This is a genomic window from Amycolatopsis roodepoortensis, from assembly GCF_024628825.1.
GTDB lineage: Bacteria > Actinomycetota > Actinomycetes > Mycobacteriales > Pseudonocardiaceae > Amycolatopsis > Amycolatopsis roodepoortensis.
This window is the reverse complement of record NZ_CP102415.1, coordinates 743,138-762,700: the sequence shown is the minus strand read 5'-3', so window position 1 is coordinate 762,700 and position 19,563 is coordinate 743,138. Positions and strand designations below refer to the sequence as shown.

Annotated in this window: 17 protein-coding genes; 8 read left to right on the top strand and 9 right to left on the bottom strand. The window is 69.7% G+C overall.

What is annotated here, in order from left to right; all coding sequences use genetic code 11:
- Positions 1–210 precede the first annotated feature (210 nt).
- Together NQK81_RS03765 and NQK81_RS03760 are read right to left on the bottom strand one after the other, a co-directional pair.
- Positions 211–1,014 (bottom strand): alpha/beta fold hydrolase, encoded by an 804-nt coding sequence (locus NQK81_RS03765; protein WP_257487052.1) that lies wholly within the window; start codon positions 1,012–1,014, stop codon positions 211–213.
- A gap of 75 nt (positions 1,015–1,089) precedes the next feature.
- The gene (locus NQK81_RS03760; RefSeq protein ID WP_126732044.1) at positions 1,090–3,897 is read right to left on the bottom strand and encodes an aconitate hydratase; all 2,808 of its coding nucleotides are present in this window, start codon (positions 3,895–3,897) and stop codon (positions 1,090–1,092) included.
- Between the two features lie 341 nt (positions 3,898–4,238).
- Between NQK81_RS03760 and NQK81_RS03755 the strand changes: the two genes are divergently transcribed.
- From NQK81_RS03755 to NQK81_RS03735, 5 genes are all read left to right on the top strand, one after another.
- A complete protein-coding gene (locus NQK81_RS03755; protein ID WP_257487051.1) occupies positions 4,239–5,594 on the top strand; it encodes an NlpC/P60 family protein in 1,356 nt (451 codons plus the stop codon).
- Positions 5,595–5,596: 2 nt separating this feature from the next.
- Positions 5,597–6,139 (top strand): molybdenum cofactor guanylyltransferase, encoded by a 543-nt coding sequence (gene mobA / locus NQK81_RS03750; protein WP_257487050.1) that lies wholly within the window; start codon positions 5,597–5,599, stop codon positions 6,137–6,139.
- A gap of 117 nt (positions 6,140–6,256) precedes the next feature.
- On the top strand, positions 6,257–7,327 hold the full coding sequence (locus tag NQK81_RS03745; protein ID WP_034306533.1) for an AAA family ATPase: 1,071 nt from the start codon (positions 6,257–6,259) through the stop codon (positions 7,325–7,327).
- A gap of 66 nt (positions 7,328–7,393) precedes the next feature.
- Positions 7,394–8,278: a DUF58 domain-containing protein gene (locus tag NQK81_RS03740; protein ID WP_257489986.1), complete on the top strand. Its 885-nt coding sequence runs from the start codon at positions 7,394–7,396 to the stop codon at positions 8,276–8,278.
- The gene (locus tag NQK81_RS03735; RefSeq protein ID WP_257487049.1) at positions 8,275–9,255 is read left to right on the top strand and encodes a VWA domain-containing protein; all 981 of its coding nucleotides are present in this window, start codon (positions 8,275–8,277) and stop codon (positions 9,253–9,255) included. The genes NQK81_RS03740 and NQK81_RS03735 overlap by 4 nt, the downstream gene beginning before the upstream one ends.
- 106 nt (positions 9,256–9,361) lie before the next feature.
- On the opposite strand, the gene NQK81_RS03730 is transcribed toward NQK81_RS03735, so the two are convergent.
- On the bottom strand, positions 9,362–9,823 hold the full coding sequence (locus tag NQK81_RS03730) for a tRNA (cytidine(34)-2'-O)-methyltransferase (RefSeq protein ID WP_037337394.1): 462 nt from the start codon (positions 9,821–9,823) through the stop codon (positions 9,362–9,364).
- A 111-nt stretch (positions 9,824–9,934) separates the two neighbouring features.
- Between NQK81_RS03730 and NQK81_RS03725 the strand changes: the two genes are divergently transcribed.
- On the top strand, positions 9,935–11,530 hold the full coding sequence (locus NQK81_RS03725) for an alkaline phosphatase D family protein (protein ID WP_192744450.1): 1,596 nt from the start codon (positions 9,935–9,937) through the stop codon (positions 11,528–11,530).
- On the opposite strand, the gene NQK81_RS03720 is transcribed toward NQK81_RS03725, so the two are convergent.
- From NQK81_RS03720 to NQK81_RS03695, 6 genes are all read right to left on the bottom strand, one after another.
- Positions 11,518–11,949 carry an acyl-CoA thioesterase gene (locus NQK81_RS03720; protein ID WP_257487048.1) on the bottom strand — a complete coding sequence of 144 codons (432 nt, stop codon included), beginning with the start codon at positions 11,947–11,949 and terminating at the stop codon, positions 11,518–11,520. The two genes, NQK81_RS03725 and NQK81_RS03720, sit on opposite strands and share 13 nt — an antisense overlap.
- Positions 11,950–12,019: 70 nt before the next feature.
- Positions 12,020–13,303 carry an alpha/beta hydrolase family protein gene (locus tag NQK81_RS03715; protein WP_257487047.1) on the bottom strand — a complete coding sequence of 428 codons (1,284 nt, stop codon included), beginning with the start codon at positions 13,301–13,303 and terminating at the stop codon, positions 12,020–12,022.
- Positions 13,304–13,403: 100 nt separating this feature from the next.
- On the bottom strand, positions 13,404–14,345 hold the full coding sequence (locus NQK81_RS03710; RefSeq protein ID WP_257487046.1) for a TAXI family TRAP transporter solute-binding subunit: 942 nt from the start codon (positions 14,343–14,345) through the stop codon (positions 13,404–13,406).
- Positions 14,342–15,745, bottom strand: a complete 1,404-nt coding sequence (locus NQK81_RS03705) for a sensor histidine kinase (protein WP_257487045.1) — start codon at positions 15,743–15,745, stop codon at positions 14,342–14,344. Before NQK81_RS03705 ends, NQK81_RS03710 begins: the two co-directional genes overlap by 4 nt.
- Positions 15,746–15,748: 3 nt before the next feature.
- Positions 15,749–16,411 (bottom strand): response regulator transcription factor, encoded by a 663-nt coding sequence (locus NQK81_RS03700; RefSeq protein WP_257487044.1) that lies wholly within the window; start codon positions 16,409–16,411, stop codon positions 15,749–15,751.
- A 16-nt stretch (positions 16,412–16,427) separates the two neighbouring features.
- On the bottom strand, positions 16,428–17,786 hold the full coding sequence (locus tag NQK81_RS03695; protein WP_257487043.1) for an MFS transporter: 1,359 nt from the start codon (positions 17,784–17,786) through the stop codon (positions 16,428–16,430).
- 192 nt (positions 17,787–17,978) lie between these two features.
- On the opposite strand from NQK81_RS03695, the gene fabG reads away from it, so the two are divergent.
- Positions 17,979–18,683, top strand: a complete 705-nt coding sequence (gene fabG / locus NQK81_RS03690) for a beta-ketoacyl-ACP reductase (protein WP_016334125.1) — start codon at positions 17,979–17,981, stop codon at positions 18,681–18,683.
- A 52-nt stretch (positions 18,684–18,735) separates the two neighbouring features.
- Positions 18,736–19,503 (top strand): enoyl-ACP reductase FabI, encoded by a 768-nt coding sequence (gene fabI, locus NQK81_RS03685; RefSeq protein ID WP_061986623.1) that lies wholly within the window; start codon positions 18,736–18,738, stop codon positions 19,501–19,503.
- Positions 19,504–19,563 lie beyond the last annotated feature (60 nt).

Here is a 19,563-nt window from a genome sequence, read left to right as displayed (position 1 = left end):
CCCCTTTACTGCGCTAGGCGCAATGAAGGGGTCCTTCATGGCATGGTGGCGTGCTCGGAGCGTCGCCACCTTCGTCTTATGGGGCGGGGGAACCCGCCGTGTCCCGGCCCCTGCAGTCGGGCGGTTTCGCGTGACTGCAGGGACGACACGCGTGATCAGACGGACGACACGCGTGTCCAGGCGGACGACTCGTGGCGGACGCGACGCCACTCACGAGGAGGCCAGGAAATCCAGCAGTATCCGGGAGAACTCGGCGGGTTTCTCCAGATTGATCATATGCGCGACCCCGGGGACGACCAGTTTCCGGGCGTCGCGTGCTTCGCTTTCGATCTGGTCGGCGATGGCGGCGATATCCGTGGAATCCAGGTCTCCCACCAGGGTCAGCGTGCGCGGGGCCAGCTCGCCGGTACGTTCGATGGCGCGTAGCTCGTCCATTTGCGTGAAGCCGGACAGTCCGTGCCGGACGACCGTCTGCGTGTACATCGCCCGGCACAGGCTCCGGACTCGCTGATCGACGTCCGCGGGCGCGCGCTTCGGCCCGTCCACCCACATACGCAGGATGCACTCGATGGCGGCGGGAACATCACCCCGGGCGCCCGACTCTTCGAGCTTCTTGGTCTGTTCCAGGACGAAAGGATCCTTCGGCACCATCGCGCTGAGGCCGGTTGCGACGAGCACGAAGTTCTCGACCAGATCCGGGTAGGTCAGCGCGAAGTCGACCGCGATTCGCCCACCGCCGGACAGCCCGACCAGCGAAGCGCGGGGGAGGCCCAGCGCGGCCATCAGCTCGCGGAGATCCTCGTAGTGCTTGAATCGCGCTGAGGGCGTCGAGGAATCGCCGTGCCCGCGCGCGTCGTACCGGATGGCGGTGTGGTGACGGGCGAGCGCCGTCATCTCCGCGTCCCACATCCGGGAGTCGAGCATCCCGCCGTGCAGCAGGATCACCGGATCGCCTTCACCTCTGACCTCGTACGCCAATTCGCCGTTCTCGACCTGAACTCTCCCCGTGGTCATACGGCCACGCTACCGAAGAACACGAAGGGCCCCTTTCCCCGAAGTGCGGGGAAAGGGGCCCTTCGTGTGCCGTGCTTACGCCTTGGTCATCTTCCGCAGGACGTACTGCAGGATGCCGCCGTTGCGGTAGTAGTCCGCCTCACCCGGGGTGTCGATGCGGACGTCCGCGTCGAACTCCACCTTGGTGCCGTCGGTCTTCGTCGCGGTGACGTGGACCGTGCGCGGCGTCTCGCCGTCGTTCAGCTTCGTGATACCCGAGATGTCGAACGTCTCGGTGCCGTCGAGGCCGAGCGAAGAGGCCGACTCGCCCGCCGGGAACTGCAGCGGGATGACACCCATGCCGATCAGGTTCGACCGGTGGATGCGCTCGAACGACTCGGTGATCACCGCGCGCACACCCAGCAGGCGCGTGCCCTTGGCCGCCCAGTCACGGGACGAACCGGAGCCGTACTCCTTGCCGCCCAGGACGACCAGCGGGATGTCCTGCGCCGCGTAGTTCTGCGCCGCGTCGTAGATGAACGCCTGCGGGGCGTCGTCCTGGGTGAAGTCGCGGGTGTAGCCGCCCTGCACGTCGTCCAGCAGCTGGTTGCGCAGCCGGATGTTCGCGAAGGTGCCGCGGATCATGACCTCGTGGTTACCGCGACGCGAACCGTAGGAGTTGAAGTCCTTCTTCTCCACGCCGTGCTCGGTCAGGTACTGCGCGGCCGGGGTGCCCGGCTTGATCGCGCCGGCGGGGGAGATGTGGTCGGTGGTGACCGAGTCGCCCAGCTTCGCCAGCACGCGCGCGCCGGAGATGTCGGTGACCGGGGCGGGCTCCGCCTGCATGCCCTCGAAGTACGGGGGCTTCCGGACGTAGGTGGACTCCGCGTCCCAGTCGAAGGTCTTGCCCTCGGGGGTGGGCAGCGACTTCCACCGCTCGCCACCGTCGAAGACGTCGGCGTAGTCCTTGGTGAACATCTCCTGCGTGATCGCGTAGTCGATGGTCTCCTGGATCTCCTTGGCCGACGGCCAGATGTCCTTCAGGAAGACGTCGTTGCCTTCGGAGTCCTGGCCGAGCGGCTGGGTCTCGAAGTCGAAGTCCATCGTGCCGGCGAGCGCGTACGCGATGACCAGCGGCGGCGACGCGAGGTAGTTCATCTTCACGTCGGGGTTGATGCGGCCTTCGAAGTTCCGGTTGCCCGAGAGCACCGAAACCGCGGTGAGGTCGTTCTCCTGGATCGCCGCGGAGATCTCGTCCGAGAGCGGGCCGGAGTTGCCGATACAGGTGGTGCAGCCGTAGCCGACCAGGTGGTAGCCCAGCTTCTCCAGGTACGGCCAGAGACCGGCCTTGTCGTAGTAGTCGGTGACGACCTGCGAACCCGGCGCCATCGAGGTCTTGACCCACGGCTTGACCGCGAGGCCCTTGTCGACCGCGTTCCGGGCGAGCAGCGCCGCACCGAGCATGACCGACGGGTTGGAGGTGTTGGTGCAGGAGGTGATCGAGGCGATCACCACGGCACCGTGGTCGAGGATGAACTCGCCGCGGTCGGAGGTGCTGACCTTGACCGGGTTGGTCGGGCGGCCGGTGTGGCCGTTCGCCGCCGACTGGATGTCGACCGCGCCCTCGTCCTTGAACGAGAGGGCGGCCGGGTCGCTGGCCGGGAAGGATTCCTCGACGGCCTCGTCCACGTTGGTGTGCGGGACTTCTTCGCCGCCGACGTAGTCGTGGATCGATTTGCGGAACGAGTTCTTCGCGTCGGTGAGCTCGATGCGGTCCTGCGGGCGCTTCGGGCCGGCGATCGACGGGACGACCGTCGACAGGTCCAGCTCGATGTACTCGGAGTACTCCGGCTCGTGCGACGGGTCGTGCCAGAGGCCCTGCTCCTTGGCGTAGGCCTCGACGAGCGCGACCTGCTCCTCGGAGCGGCCGGTGAGCTTGAGGTAGCGGACGGTCTCCTCGTCGATCGGGAAGATCGCCGCGGTGGAGCCGAACTCCGGGCTCATGTTGCCGATGGTGGCGCGGTTGGCCAGCGGCACCGCGCCGACGCTCTCGCCGTAGAACTCGACGAACTTGCTGACCACACCGTGCTTGCGCAGCATCTCGGTGATGGTGAGCACGACGTCGGTGGCGGTCACGCCGGTCGGGATCTCGCCGGTGAGCTTGAAGCCCACGACGCGCGGGATGAGCATGGAGACCGGCTGGCCCAGCATGGCGGCCTCGGCCTCGATGCCGCCGACGCCCCAGCCCAGCACGCCGAGGCCGTTGACCATGGTGGTGTGCGAGTCGGTGCCGACGCAGGAGTCGGGGTACGCCTGGCCGTTGCGGGCCATCACCGTGCGCGCGAGGTGCTCGATGTTGACCTGGTGCACGATGCCGGTGCCCGGCGGGACGACCTTGAACTCGTCGAAGGCGCCCTGGCCCCAGCGCAGGAACTGGTAACGCTCGCGGTTGCGCTCGTACTCGATCTCGACGTTGCGCTCGAAGGCGTCGGCGCGGCCGAAGACGTCGATGATCACGGAGTGGTCGATGACCAGCTCGGCGGGGGCGAGCGGGTTGACCTTGTCGGGGTCGCCGCCGAGGTCGGTGACGGCCTCGCGCATGGTGGCGAGGTCGACGACGCAGGGGACACCGGTGAAGTCCTGCATGATCACGCGGGCGGGCGTGAACTGGATCTCGATCGACGGGTCGGCCTTGGCGTCCCAGTTGCCGAGCGCGCGGATGTGGTCGGCGGTGATGTTCGCGCCGTCCTCGGTCCGCAGCAGGTTCTCGAGCAGGATCTTCAGGCTGTAGGGAAGGCGCTGGGAGCCCTCGACCTTGTTCAGGCGGAACACCTCGTACGAGGCGTCGCCCACCTTCAGCGTGTCTTTGGCGCCGAAGCTGTCCTTGCTGGCGGGTGCGGTCACTTCTAACTCCAGTGGCGGGTCAGTTCGGTGAGTTCTCCAGGCCGTTCGGGTCGGCCGGGAGCGAGTCTTGCGCACCCCCACCGTAGGTCCGGACGCGGGATGGCACACCTCGTTCGTCTCCTCAAACAGTACGCCCGTCCTTTTTGACTGGCAAGCCGACACGCGGGTCACGAAGGTCTCATCGACCTGCGGCCGTTCGAGTGACGAAGCGTTCGTCTGTTCGTCCCCCGTTGAGGGGAAATGGTGCCTACGGTGTGTAAGTTCCTGGTGGTGCTTCTGGTAATGCTGTGACGGCAGTGGCACAGTGAGGTCGTTGTTCAAGATCGGGAGGTGGGTGGATCGTGCGTGGTGAAGCCGGGTCTGGGGCCGGTGCCCGCCGTGGCATGACCATCGGCGCGCTCGCCATCGCCCTGTTGCTGGGGGTGACGGGCACGGCCGTCGCGGTTCCGCCGCCTCCGCCGAACCCCAGCGATTCCGAAATCAACTCCAGCAAGGCCGAGGCCAACGCCAAGGCGGGTGACGTCGGCAGGCTCACGAACCAGCTTGCCCAGGCCGAGTCGAAGCTCGCCCAGCTCAACGACGACGTCCAGCTGAAGATGGAAGAGGCCAACAAGGCGAGGGTCGACGCGGAGACCGCGCAGGACGAAGCCGCCCAGGCCGATCGCGACGCGCAGGCCGCCCGCACCGAATCGGACGCGGCGCAGGCCGCCATCGACAAGGCCCGCGCCGACCTCGACCGGTTCGCCGCCGCCAGCTTCCAGCAGGGCAGCAAGATCGGCTCGGTTTCGGCCTATCTGACGGCCAACAGCCCGAAGGAACTGCTCGGCCGCGCCCAGATGCTCGACGCGGTCGGCGGCAGCAGGCTCAACGCGCTCGACACGATGAAGCGCGCGCAGACGGACAAGTCCAACAAGGACGCGACCGCGCGCAAGAAGCTGGAGATCGCGCAGGAGCGCAAGCGCGCGGCCGACGCGGCCAAGCACGAGGCCGACAACGCCCAAAGCGCCGCTCAGCACGCGCAGGACACCCAGGCCGCGCAGAACGAGAAGCTCGAAGCCGACAAGGCGAGTGTCGAGAAGCAGCTCTACGAAGCGCAGCAGAAGGTCAGCGGCCTGCAGGGGCAGCGGCAGCGCTACGAGGACTGGAAGGCACAGAAGGCCCGCGAGGACGAGGAACGCGCCCGTCAGGCCGCTCTCGCCGCGTCGAGGCCCAGCCCCAGCCAGGGCGGCGGTGGCCGTCCGACCGGCAGGCCCGTCCAGTCCGCCCCCGCCGGGGCGAGCGTCGAAGCCGTCGTCCGGCGGGCTTTGTCGCAGCTCGGCGTGGTGTACGCCTGGGGCGGTGGCAACACGTCCGGGCCGACGCGCGGTATCCGCGACGGTGGCACGGCGGACCGTTACGGCGACTACAACAAGATCGGCTTCGACTGCTCGGGCCTGATGATCTACGCGTTCGCCGGGGTGAAGTCGCTCCCGCACTACAGCGGCTACCAGTACAACGCCGGGCGGAAGGTGCCGCTGTCGCAGATGCGCCGCGGCGACATGCTCTTCTGGGGCGGCAGCGCGCGGGGTATCCACCACGTCGCGATGTACCTCGGGAACGGGCAGATGGTCGAGGCGCCGCAGTCCGGTCTGCGGGTCCGCATCGCGCCGGTGCGCTACGGCGGCATCATGCCGTACGCGACCCGCTTGATCGGCTGAGCGTGCCCTACGCGGGGATCGTGCTGGCCGGCGGCGCCGCGCGTCGCCTGTCCGGTGTGGACAAACCCGCGCTCCCCGTCGGCGGGAAGCCGTTGCTTGCCAGGGCTTTGGCCGCGCTCGCGGACGCCGATCCGGTGATCGTCGTCGGCCCGGAACGGCCGGGATTCGGCGACGTCGTCTGGACCCGGGAGCCTTCGCCGGGAACGGGGCCGGTGGCCGCGCTGGCCGCCGGGCTCGCGTTGGTGCGCACGGAGCTCGTCGTGGTGCTGGCCGGTGACCTCGCGGGCGTGCGGAAGTCCACTGTGGACAGGTTGCTGGCCGGCCTCGGGTCCGCCGCGGGCGCGGTGCTGGTCGACGCCTCGGGGGAGCGGCAATGGCTGCTCGGCGCCTGGCGTGCGGAGGCACTGCGCGACGCCCTGCCGGAGACGGTGGAGAACGCGTCGCTGCGGCGGACGCTGGGCGGGCTGGAGATCGTCGAGGTGCCCGGGGAACCGGGCGAAAGCGACGACATCGACACGCCCGAGGATCTGGACCGGCTCTCCTGAGAGCTTCACAGCCGTCATACCGCTGATCGGGTTGGCTACCGTCACGAACGGCTGTGTCACCGACCACTACGGTCACATCCGGACGCATGTACGCAAGCGGGGAACACAGGAGGCACAGTGACCGAGCCCGGCTACGCCGACGGCGCGCAGCAGCAGCCCGGAACGCCGGCGCGGGACGCCCAGTTGCTTGAGCGGACCGTGTTCGAGGTCAAGCGGATCATCGTCGGCCAGGACAGGCTGGTCGAGCGGATGCTGGTCGGCCTGCTGGCCAGGGGGCACCTCCTGCTCGAAGGCGTTCCCGGTGTCGCGAAGACGCTCGCCGTCGAGACCTTCGCGCGCGTGGTCGGCGGTTCGTTCTCGCGGGTGCAGTTCACCCCGGACCTCGTCCCCGCCGACATCCTCGGCACCCGGATCTACCGCCAGGGCGCGGAGCGGTTCGACGTCGAACTCGGCCCGGTGGTGGCGAACTTCGTGCTCGCCGACGAGATCAACCGCGCGCCGGCGAAGGTGCAGTCGGCGATGCTCGAGGTGATGGCCGAGCGGCACGTGTCGATCGGCGGCCAGACCTTCCCGATGCCCGACCCGTTCCTCGTGCTCGCCACGCAGAACCCGATCGAGAACGAGGGTGTGTACCCGCTGCCCGAGGCGCAGCGTGACCGCTTCCTCTTCAAGATCGTCGTCGAATACCCGACGGCCGAGGAGGAGCGGGAGATCATCTACCGGATGGGCGTCACCCCGCCCACCCCGCAAGAGGTGCTGACCCCGGCCGAACTGGTCCGGCTGCAGAACGTCGCTTCGCAGGTCTTCGTGCACCACGCGCTGGTCGACTACGTCGTCCGCCTCGTGCTCACCACCCGCACGCCGAACGACCACGGCCTCGCCGACGTCGCGGGCTGGGTGTCCTACGGTGCCTCGCCGCGCGCCAGCCTCGGCATCATCGCGGCGGCCCGTGCGCTGGCACTGGTCCGCGGCCGGGATTACGTGCTGCCGCAGGACGTCGTCGACGTCGTTCCCGACGTGCTGCGGCACCGGCTCGTGCTGTCCTACGACGCGCTCGCCGACGGCGTGCCCATCGACCACATCATCACGCGGGTGCTGCAGACCGTGCCGTTGCCGCAGGTCTCGGCCCGTCCGCAGGGCGGCGCCGGACAGGGCGGCCCGGTCCCGGCCGGCGCGCCGGTCAGGTAGGGAAGCGTGAAGAACGAGAAGGGCGAACGTCCTTCCTGGGCTCCGCCGGTACTCCGCGGGGAGCGGATGGAGGCGGGCCTGCGCACGCTCGAACTCGACGTGCGCCGCCGTCTCGACGGCCTGCTGCAGGGAAACCATCTCGGCCTGGTGCCGGGGCCCGGTTCGGAACCGGGGGAGGCCCGGCCGTACCAGCCCGGTGACGACGTCCGCCGGATGGACTGGGCGGTCACCGCGCGGACGACGAGCCCGCATATCCGGGAGACCGTCGCCGACCGTGAACTGGAGACGTGGCTGGTTGCGGACGTGTCCGCGAGCCTCGACTTCGGCACCGCGCTGTGCGAGAAGCGCGACCTGGTCGTCTGCGCGACGGCCGCGGTCGCCCACCTCACCGGCGGTGGCGGCAACCGGATCGGCGCGCTCGTCACCAACGGGGCGGGCAGCATCACGCGGATTCCGGCGCGCGGTGGGCTCCCGCACGCGCGGGGACTGGTCCGCAAGATCGCCGAGACCCCGCGTGCCGAAGAAGGTGTCCGCGGGGATCTCGCCGCGGCGCTGGAGAAGCTGCGGCGCCCGCCCCGTCGTCGCGGGCTCGCCGTCGTGATCTCCGACTTCCTCGGCGACACCGAATGGCAGCGGCCGCTGCGCGCGCTCGGCGGGCACCACGACCTCATCGCCATCGAAGTCCTCGACCCGCGCGACATCGACCTGCCCGACGTGGGCACCGTCGTGCTGGCCGACCCGGAGACAGGGAAACAGCGCGAAGTGCACGCTTCGGCCTTGCTGCGCAAGGAATTCGGCGCCGCGGCGCATGCTCACCGGCAGGAGGTCGCGGCCGCGCTGCGCCGCGCCGGTGCCGCGCATCTGGTGCTGCGCACCGATTCGGACTGGATCGCGGACATGGTCCGGTTCGTGGTGGCCCGCAAGCGCCGCTGGTCCGGTGGTGTCGCGTGAGCCTCACCGGATTCGCCTCGCCGTGGTGGTTCCTGCTGCTGCTGGCGGTCGCCGCGGTGGCCGTGGGCTACGTGCTTTCCCAGCGCGCGCGGCGCAAGCGCACCATGCGGTTCGCCAACCTGGAGCTGCTGGAGAAGGTCGCGCCGAAGAGCCAGGGATGGGTGCGGCACGTTCCCGCCATCCTGATCGTGCTTTCGCTGCTGGTGCTCACCGTCGCGCTCGCCGGGCCGACGGCCGAGCAGAAGGTGCCCCGCAACCGGGCCACCGTGATGCTGGTGATCGACACCTCCCTGTCGATGGAGGCGACCGACGTCGCCCCGACCCGGCTGAAGGCGGCCCAGGAGTCGGCGCGTTCGTTCGCGCAGAACATGACGCCGGGGGTGAACCTCGGGCTGATCTCCTTCGCGGGCACGGCGACCGTGCTGGTCGCGCCGACCACCGACCGCGGTGGCGTGGTGAAGGCGATCGACAATCTCAAGCTGGCGCAGTCGACGGCCACCGGTGAAGGGATTTTCGCCGCGTTGCAGTCGATCGAGAGCTTCTCGGCGATCGTGGGCGGCGCCGAAGGCCCGCCTCCCGCCCGGATCGTCCTGATGAGTGACGGGAAGCAGACCGTTCCGGACGACCTGTACGCCCCGCGCGGCGGCTACACGGCGGCGCAGGCGGCGAAGCAGGCACAGGTGCCGATCTCGTCGATCGCGTTCGGGACCACGCACGGTTCGGTCGACATCGACGGCAAACCGCAGGAAGTCAAGGTCGACGTCGAGTCGCTGGAGGAGATCGCCCGGCTTTCGGGTGGCGACTTCTACAAGGCGGCCAGCGCCGAAGAGCTGAAGCGCGTGTACGACGACCTCGGTGAGCAGATCGGGTATGAGCTCAAGGACGCGGACGCGAGCCGTCCCTGGGTGATTCTCGGGACTTTGGTGCTGATGATCGGTGCCGCGGCTTCGCTGTTCCTGGGGCAGAGACTGCCTTAGCGGCCTTTCCGAGAGCGGCGGCAGCGTGTTGCGAAAGCCACTTTCGCAACCTTCAACGTTGCGAAAGTGGCTTTCGCAACGCCTGCGGTTGCGCCAGGGCGGGGAGCTACGGGGTCGCGAAGCCGTTCTGCCGCCAGGCCTCGTAGACGCTGATCGCCGCGGTGTTCGACAGGTTCAGCGACCGGCTCGACGGCAGCATCGGCAGCCGCACCCGGTCGGTCACCTGCGGGGACTCCTGGATCTCGGCGGGCAGCCCCGCCGACTCCGGCCCGAACATCAGGACGTCCCCGGGCTCGTAGGCGACGTCGGTGTGCAGCCGCGTCGCCGAAGCGCTGAACGCGTAGACCCGGGCGGGCAGCAAAGCCGCCCAAGCCGCGTCGAGATCCGCGTGCACGTGGACTCGCGCGAGGTCGTGGTAGTCGAGCCCGGCTCGCCGCAACTGCTTGTCCTCCAGCGTGAAACCGAGCGGCTCCACCAGGTGGAGCTCGCAGCCGGTGTTCGCGGTCAAGCGGATCGCGTTACCCGTGTTGGGCGGGATTTCCGGGCGGTAGAACAGGATGCGGAACACGAGGGTTGATCGTCTTTCGTTCACGGGCGCTTCGCCTGAGCGCGGCCGGGCGGCCATCAAGCCGGACGAGCATGAGGCCCGCCCGTGACCATCCCACCACAGGAGGGCTTCATGCCTTCGCTCCCTCACCCCCTGTCGCGGCGTCGCTTCCTCGGATATGGCTCCGCCGGCGCGGCCGCAGTCCTGCTGGGGACCGGTGCCTGGAACGCCGCCGGCGCGATGCCGCTAGCCAGCGGTGCCGGTAACCCGTTCACCCTCGGTGTCGCGTCGGGCGACCCGTTGCCCGGCGGTGTCGTGCTCTGGACCAGGCTCGCGCCGAAGCCGTACGAGGCCGACGGCTTCGGCGGTATGCCGCGGACACCGGTCCGGGTCGAGTACGAAGTGTCGCTCGACGAGCGTTTCCGCGCCGTCGTCCGCCGCGGATCCGTGGTCGCCACGCCCGAACTCGGTCACTCCGTGCACCCCGAGGTCCACGGCCTCGCGCCGGACCACGAGTACTTCTACCGTTTCCGCACGGGTGGCGAGATCTCGCCGGTCGGGCGCACCCGCACGGCGCCGGTCGCGTGGTCGTCGCCGCGCGAGCTGAACTTCGCGTTCGCGTCCTGCCAGAGCTGGGAGGCCGGGCACTTCACCGCCTACGACCACATGGCGGCCGAGGATCTCGACCTGGTCGTGCACCTGGGCGACTACCTCTACGAAAGCGGTGTCACGGGTGTCGGCCGCGGAACGCCGGTGGGGCCGCAGTTCAAGGGCGAGACCTTCGACCTGGCCCGCTACCGGCTCCAGTACGCGCTCTACAAGTCCGAAGCGCCGCTGATGGCAGCGCACGCCGCCTTCCCGTGGATCCACGTCAACGACGACCACGAGGTGGAGAACAACTGGGCGGGCGACATCTCGCAGATCGACAAGGAACCGGATCAGGACCGCGCGGTGTTCCGGCAGCGGCGGGCCGAGGCGTTCCAAGCGATGTACGAGCATCTGCCGTACCGGATCGCGCAGCTGCCGAAGGGGCCGGACGCGCGTCTCCACCGGCGGCTGAGCTACGGCACGCTGGCCGACTTCACCATGCTCGACACCCGCCAGTACCGTGACGACCAGCCGTGCGGTGACGGCCAGTCGGCGAACTGCACGGAACGGTTCGACGAGAACCGCACCCTGCTCGGCTCGGAGCAGCGGAACTGGCTGCTCGACGGCTTCTCCCGGTCCCGCGCGCGGTGGCAGATCCTCGGCAACCAGGCGCCCATGGGCCAGACCGACACCGACGCGGGCGAGGCGACGAACGTCCACCTCGACCCGTGGGACGGCTACGTCGCCGACCGCGACCGCGTGCTCGCCGCCGCGCAGGACCGCGGCGTGCGGAACCTGGTGGTGATCACCGGCGACCGGCACCAGAACTACGCCTGGGACCTCAAGCGCGACTTCACCGATCCCGATTCGCCCACCGTGGCGAGCGAGTTCGTCGGGACGTCGATCACCAGCGGCGGCAACGGCGCCGACATGACTCCGGCCGGTGAGAACTTGCTGAAGGCCAACCCCCACATGAAGTTCTTCAACAGCCAGCGCGGGTACGTCCGGGTCAACGTCAACCGGCAGCGCTGGCGGAGCGACTTCCGGGTGGTTCCGTTCGTCAACACCCCCGGCGCGCCGATCAGCACGCGCGCCAGCTACGTCGTCGAAGACCGGCGGCCCGGCGTTCAGTCCGGCTGAGCGGGCAGGAGGGCGGCGTACACCTCGCGCACCGACGCGGGTGGCGCCGCCTTCATGAGCGTCTTCGGATCGACGAAGACGTACCGGGTCTTCACCTCGGTGCACAGGTCACCGCCGCGGGTGATCTCGAAGTCGATGATCAGCGAGGTCGTCCCGAGGTGGTCCAGGTACACGGCCACGACCAGTTCGTCGTCGTAGCGGCAGGGCGCGCGGTAGCGGAGGTTGGATTCGGCGACGACGACGTCGACACCGCGGGCCAGTGCCTCCTGGTGGGAGCCGAAGAGGGTCTTCTCCACTTCGAACATGGCCATGTCCACATAGGCGAGGTAGTTGGCGTTGAACACGATGCCCTGCCCGTCGCATTCGTGGTAGCGCACGCGCAGCGGCATTTCGACGATCGGTTTCCGTGGCTCGGTCACGGTTCCAACCTACGTGAAGGCCCCCTTCCCGCGGCTGAGCCGGGGGAAGGGGGCCTTCACGCGCGTCCGCTCACTCGATGAAGTCGATGTTCGGGTGACGCGGCGACTCGCCGTCGAACAGGTGCCGGTCCCGGCCCTTCAGATGCAGATCGAAGAACGCGCCGATGTAGTCCCGTTGCGCGGCCAGCGAACGGCGGGGATCGATCGTGCCGATGACGGCCTCACGCTTCTCCGGCGCCACCCGCGAACCGAGCTGCGGCACCACGACCTGGAGATCGCTGTACGCCATGTGCGTGCTTCCGCCGCGCAGCAGCAGGTCCCGCTTCCAGCCCCGCTGGTTCGCCCAGAAATCCGCCCAGCTGCGGTCGAAGTCGGGCTGCCGGTGCGTGTGCTCCAGCGGCTTGCCGTTCTCGTCGACACCCTCGGCGCCCATCAGCAGGAACGGCCGGTCGAGACCGCGTTTCGTGACCTCACCGGGTACGTAGGCGCTGCCGGGCGGGTAACCGAACGCGGTCGCCATCGCGCCGTCGAGGTTGATCCCCGCGTCGACCCGGCGGTCGTGGACCATCGTCTCGCCCGCGGTGAACCCGCCGTAGGAGTGACCGTAGGCGCCGACCCTGGACAGGTCGAGCGACCAGCCGAGCCCGCGGGGGAGCGGCCGGTTCTCCGCGTCCGGGTTCTGCCCGCGGGTGATCTTCGCCAGCTGGTCGAGGACGAACCGGCTGTCGGCGACCCGCGCGTCGAGCGCCTTCTTCATGAAGTCGGGGCCTTCGCCCGAGACGGCCGTTTCGAGCCGTCCGCCGGGGAACTCGACCGCGGCGCTCTCGTAGGTGTGCGAGAGCGAGACGACGACGTACCCGCGGCTCGCCAGGTCGTCGACGATCGCCGTGTACGTCTCCCGCGGCCCGCCGAAACCGGGGGAGAAGAGCGCCACCGGCTTCGGTGCGCCGTGCGCCGCGGGGACGCCGATCTCGGCCCGCCGCTTCGCCGACGCCCAGTCGATGGAGCCCGCGGGGAGACCGAGGTAGTCCTCGCTCGCCAGCACCTGGTCGATGACGGAGCTCATCCCGGGCGTGAACCACGGCGCGCGCGGGCCGTCGGCGAACCGGTCCGCCGGATAGGTGACGGTGACCATGAGTTCCCGGCGCCGCTCCGGTTTCCACGGGTCGGGGCGGGACGGGTCGACGAGGTGGAGATCGGTCGTGCCGACCTCGTGGTGGCCGGTGAGGGCCGGTGCGGTGAGCTTGGCCTGGTCGGCCGCGACGGCGGGAGCCGCCGTGGCGAGCCCGCCCGCGAGCGCGAGGCCCGCGATCAGCGCCGAACCCCGCATCACCCTGGTGTGTCTCGATCCCACTGCGGGAGTCCTTCCGGATCGGGGCGGCCCGACGGCCGCCTGTTTCCGACCATGGCAGCGCCCCGGTGCGACGCGCATCCCTCTGAAGATGGAGCCCGGATCACCCGTGCAGGGCACGGTAGGCCGAGGCGGCCCCGGGATGCAGCGGGACCTTGCCGGTGCCGATCAGCGTCCGGACGTCGAGGAACTGCGTCCCCACCGCGGCCGCCGGGACGAGATCGGCGGCGTGCCCGGCCAGTACCCGGGTCACCGCCGCGGCGACGTCGTCCGGCAGGGAAGGGGCCGCCAGCAGCAGGTTCGCGACGCCGATGGTCCGCAGCTCGCCCACGCCCTGATAGGCCTGCGCCGGGACGTGGACCTGGTCGTACACCGGGCCGTAGCCGGCGCGCAGGGCGGGGAGATGGGCGTCGAGCGGGAGAAGGGTGATCGGGGTGGTCCGGTTCAGTTCGGTGAGCGCGGGGGTCGGGATCCCACCGGACCAGAGCAGCGCGTCGACCTCGTGGGCCGCCAGCGCGTTGATCGCTTCACCCAGAAGGAGGTTCTTGGCCTTCACCGGGACCCCGGCACGGGCGAACAGGCGCGTGCTGAACACCGCGACACCGGATCCGCTCGCGCCCATCGCCACCGGCCGCCCGGTCAGATCGGCGAGGGAGCGCACTCCGCCGTCCACCCGGACCACGAGCTGGTGGTAGTTCTCGTAGACGCGGCCGATGGCCGAGAACGCGATCGGCACGGAGAACGGCTCCGCACCGGCGAAGGCGGACTCGGCGACGTCGCCGAGGACGAGTCCGAGATCGGCCCGGCCGTCCCGTAGCCGCCGCAGGTTCTCGACACTGGCTTCGGTGGCGACGGCGCTCGCCCGCAGCCGTGGTTCCGCCTGGTTCAGCCGCTGGGCGAGGAGTTCCGCGAAGGCGAGATAGAAACCGCCGCTCTCGCCCGCCGCGATGAAGACCTCACGCTCCGGGCCCTGATAGCCCGTGGCCGAACATCCGGCGATCGTCGCGAGCCCGGCGAGGAGTGCGGTGCGCCTGGTGACCGTCATGCCTTTTCCCCCGCCGCGAGAGGAAGTTCGACGCGGACCTCGAGCCCGTGCGGTTTCGCCTCACGCAATTCGAGTTTCCCGCCCCTGGCGAGCACGTGCTGGCTCGCGATCGCGAGGCCGAGGCCCGTGCCGCGTGGCGCGCCGTCGCCCCCGGCCCGCCAGAAGCGTTCGGTCGCGCGCTCCCGGTCCTCTTCGGACAGTCCGGGACCGTTGTCGGACACGAAGAGCGTCGCTGTCGTGTCACCGATCTCGTAGCCGGTGGTGATCGTGGCGCCGCGTCCCGCGTAGTGCACCGCGTTGTCCAGCAGGACGTCCAGCACTTGGGCCAGTTCGCTTTCCTCACACCGCACCGGAACCGGCTCGTCGTGGCCTTCCGAAGCCGCGAGGCCGACTCCGGCGTCTTCGGCCGAAGGACGCCACGCGTCGACCCGTTCGGCCAGGACGGCCGGAAGATCGCAGGGTTCGTCACCGGATTCACCGGCGGCGAGCCGGGTCGCGGCGCTTTCGGCGAGCGCCAGCGCGAGCAGGCCGTCGAGCAGGGACTCCAGCCGTTCGACCTCCGCGACGGTCGCGCGATAGGCCCGCTGGCCGTCCCCGTCGACCTGGGCGGCCAGCGAATCCACCCGCAACCGCAGGGCGGCCATGGGATTGCGCAGCTGGTGCGAGGCGTCCGCGACGAGCCGCCGCTGCTGTTCGGACGCTTCGACGACGGCGTCGGACATCCGGTTGAACGACGTCGCGAGGGAACGCAGCTCGCGGGGCCCGGCCCGGTCGGGAACCTGGGCGCGATGCCCTTCGGTCACCGCCTGCACGCCGGTCTCCAGTTCGTGCAACGGCCGCACCATCCAGCGCGCCAGCAGGACCGCGAGCAGCACGAACACGGCCGCGACCAGCACCGCGCCCGCGACGATCGCGGACCAGCGGGCGGCGACGTCGGCCGCCGCCGTGGTCACCGACGCGCGGAGCACCACCACGCCGGCCACCCGGGTCCCGGTGCCCACCGGACGGGCGAAATGGACCGGATCGGACGACCACGGGCTCAGCTGTTCGGGGCCTTTGGCGGGCTGGTTGCGGAGCGCGGCCTCGACCAGCGAACGGACCACGGGTTCGGCGGCCGTCATCCCGCCGGTCTCCACCAGCGGCACCCCGCGCGCGTCGACCACCACGACGGCCTCGCCGTATAACGACGAATACCGCTCGGCGTCGACCGCCAGCGCGGTCGGGTCGGCGGCGTCGACGGCCTGCTGTGCCAGGACGACGAACCGGTCGACGTCGGCGTTGCGGGCGATCACCAGTTGCTGTGTCCGCTGCGCGGCGGTCGAACCGAACAGCGGGATCGCGAACGCGGCGACCACGGTCAGCGCGAGCGCGACGAGGACCACCAGCAGCCGGGTGCGCACCGGTCAGTCCCGGCCGAGCCGGTAGCCGAAACCCCGGATCGTGGTCAGCAATCCCGGCCTGTCGAGCTTCGCGCGCAACTGGGTCAGGTGCACGTCCAGCGACCGGGAGACGGCGAGATACGCGTCGCCCCAGACCTCGTCCATCAGCTGCTGACGGCTCACCGCCGTGCCCGGGCGGGCGGCGAGCACGGCCAGGACGGCGAACTCCTTGGCGGTGAGCCCGATGTCGTTCCCGCCGACCAGCACGCGGCGCGCGCCGAGGTCGATCTCGACGTCTTCGACACGGACGACGCCGTCCTGAGGGGCGGCGGAGACGGCGGCGCGGCGGACGACCGCGTCCATCCTCGCCAGCAGCTCGGCCAGGCGGACGGGTTTGGTCAGGTAGTCGTCGGCGCCGAGCCGCAGCCCGCGCACCACGGACCGTTCGTCCCCACTCGCGGTGAGCACGAGCACCGGCACCGGCGAGACCTGCCGGACCTTCCTGAGGACGTCGAGCCCGTGCATGTCGGGCAGGTTGAGATCCAGCAGGATCACGTCGGCCGCGCGATGCCGGTGCAGCGCGTCGCTGCCGCGGATCGCGTGGGAGACGGTGTGGCCGCGCGTTTGCAGCGCTTCGGCGAGCGCGTCGGCGACACCGGCGTCGTCCTCGACGAGCAGCACCCGCACGGCCACACCTTCCCGCCTAGCCTTCGCGGCCGGACACGAGCTCGGGCTCGGGCCGCTTCTTCTTGTCCAGCTCCGAGGTCTTCGAGGTTTCCCGCATTGTGCCGTACACGATGAGCGACACCAGGACACAGCCCGCGACGTAGTAGAAGAACACCGATTCGTGGCCTGCCCCCTTGAGCGCCTGCGCGATGAGCTCGGCCGTGCCGCCGAAGATCGCCACGGTGAGCGCGTAGGGGAGGCCGACGCCGATCGCGCGGATCTTCGTCGGGAACAGCTCGGCCTTCACGATCGCGTTGATCGAGGTGTACCCGGTGACGATCACCAGGCCGGCCAGCATCAGCAGGAAGGCGAGCACCGGCTCCTTGGTCCCGCCCATCAGCGTCATGATCGGGACGGTCAGCAGGGTGCCGGCGATCCCGAAGAACATCAGCAGCGGGCGGCGGCCGATCCGGTCGGACAGCTTGCCCGCGAACGGCTGCAGGATCGCGGCGACGAGGATCGCGCAGAACAGGATCAGCGTCACCGTCCGGCGCGGGATGCCCGCGGTGTTCTCCATGAACTTCTGGCTGTAGGTGGCGAAGGTGTAGAACGACACCGTGCCGCCGAGGGTGAGGCCGACGACGAGCGCGATCTCCTTGGGATACTTGATCAGCGCCCGCAGCGTGCCCTTGTCGCCCGCGTCCTTGCCGGTGCCCGACGCCTTGGTCTCCTCGAAGCTGGCCGATTCGTCCATCCCTCGGCGCAGGACCATCACGACGACGGCGGCGAGCGCGCCGACGACGAAGGCGATCCGCCAGCCCCACGAGGTCAGCTGCTGCTCGGTCAGGATGGCCTGCAGCAGCAGCTGGAGACCGAGCGCCAGCAACTGGCCGCCGTACAGCGTCACGTACTGGAAGCTGGAGTAGAAACCGCGTTTGCCCGGGGTGGCCACTTCGGACAGATAGGTCGCGGAGGTCGAATACTCGCCGCCGACCGAGAGGCCCTGGATGAGCCGGGCCACCAGCAGCAGGATCGGCGCGGCGATCCCGATCGTGGCGTAGGTCGGCGTCAGCGCGATCATCAGCGATCCCGCCGCCATCAACGTGACGGAAAGCACGAGTGCGCTTCGTCGCCCGAACCGGTCGGCGAACCGGCCGAGCATCCAGCCGCCGAGCGGCCGCATGAGGAAGCCGACGGCGAACACCGCCGCGGTGCCGAGGAAGGCCGCCGTCGTGTCCTTGGTGGGGAAGAAGGACTTGGCGAAGTACGTGGTGAAAGCGGCGTAGGCGTACCAGTCGTACCACTCGACCAGGTTGCCGATCGAGCCGCGCAGCACGTTGCCGACGACTCGACGTTCGCTCACGGGCGGCGTGGATTCGCCGATCCGGGTTGTCATCTTTGACCTCCTGTGTTCCGGCTCACGGTGAACAATCCGTGACGGCCGGGCAAGGTTTCGGCGCGCTTCCTAACATCCGCTTAGGACGGTCGCGGTTACCCGGAGGTAGGGGTGGCGCGGCTCCGGCGCGAACCTGGCGAGCCGATAACCTCAGTGCCGTCAGCGCGACAGGACGAGGCGAGGAGAGCTGAAGTGGGACGGTCGGTACTGGTCACCGGCGGCAACCGCGGCATCGGTTTGGCGATCGCGAAGGACCTCGCGGCGCAGGGGCACAAGGTCGCGATCACGCACCGCGGTTCCGGCGCGCCCGAAGGCCTCTTCGGGGTGCAGGCCGACGTCACCGACGCCGAGCAGATCGACGCCGCCTTCAAGCTCGTCGAGGAGCACCAGGGCCCGGTCGAGGTCCTCGTCGCGAACGCCGGCATGACCGACGACACCCTCCTCATGCGCATGAGCGAGGAGCAGTTCACCCGCGTGGTCGACGCCAACCTCACCGGCGCGTACCGGGTCGCCAAACGCGCTTCCCGCGGCATGCTGCGCGGCAAGTGGGGGCGCTACATCTTCATCTCGTCCGTCGTCGGGCTCACCGGGTCCGCCGGTCAGGTCAACTACGCGGCGAGCAAGGCCGGTCTCGTCGGTCTCGCCCGCTCGCTCGCGCGTGAGCTGGGCTCGCGCAACATCACCTCGAACGTCATCGCGCCGGGCTTCGTCGCCACGGACATGACCGACGAGCTCGGCGAGGACCGCAAGAAGGAGATCCTCGCCCAGGTCCCCTCCGGCCGGTACGCCGAGCCGTCGGAGATCGCCGCCGCCGTCCGCTACCTCGCCTCCGAAGAGGCCGGTTACGTCAACGGCGCGGTGCTGCCGGTCGACGGCGGCCTCGGCATGGGCCACTGACGTCCCCGTTTTTCCCGTACTGATCGCAAACCCACTCCGGACTGGAGGTCCCGTGCCAGGACTGCTCGAAGGCAAGCGCCTGCTGATCACCGGCGTCATCACCGACGCCTCGCTCGCGTTCCACGCGGCCAAGATCGCGCAGCAGGAGGGCGCGAAGGTCGTGCTCACCGGCTTCGGCAGGCTGTCGCTCGTCGAGCGCATCGCCAAGCGTCTCCCCGAGGAGGCGCCGGTGCTGGAGCTGGACGTCACCAACCAGGAGCACCTCGACTCGCTCGCCGACCGGGTGCGTGAGCACGTCGACGGGCTCGACGGCGTGCTGCACTCGATCGGGTTCGCCCCGCAGTCCTGCCTCGGCGCGCCGTTCCTGGACGCCCCGAGCGAGGACGTGAAGGTGGCCGTCGACGTCTCGGCGTACTCCTTCAAGGCGCTCGCGGTCGCGACGCTGCCGCTGCTCTCGCGCGGTTCGTCGATCGTCGGCATGGACTTCGACGCGCGCGTCGCGTGGCCCGCCTACAACTGGATGGGCGTGGCGAAGGCGGCGCTGGAGTCGGTGAACCGGTACCTGGCGCGGGACCTGGGCCCGCAGGGCATCCGGGTCAACCTGGTCAGCGCCGGCCCGATGAAGACCATGGCCGCGAAGTCGATCCCCGGTTTCGCCGACCTGGAGAACGGCTGGGGCGACCGCGCGCCGCTCGGCTGGGACAGCTCCGACCCGGACCCGACGGCGAAGTCCGTCTGCGCCGTGCTGTCGGACTGGCTGCCCGCCACCACCGGCTCGATGATCATGGTCGACGGCGGCCTGCACGCCACCGGTTTCTAGGTCTTTTCAAGCCCGTGAAGGCCTCTTCCCCCGGCTCAGCCGAGGGAAGAGGCCTTCATC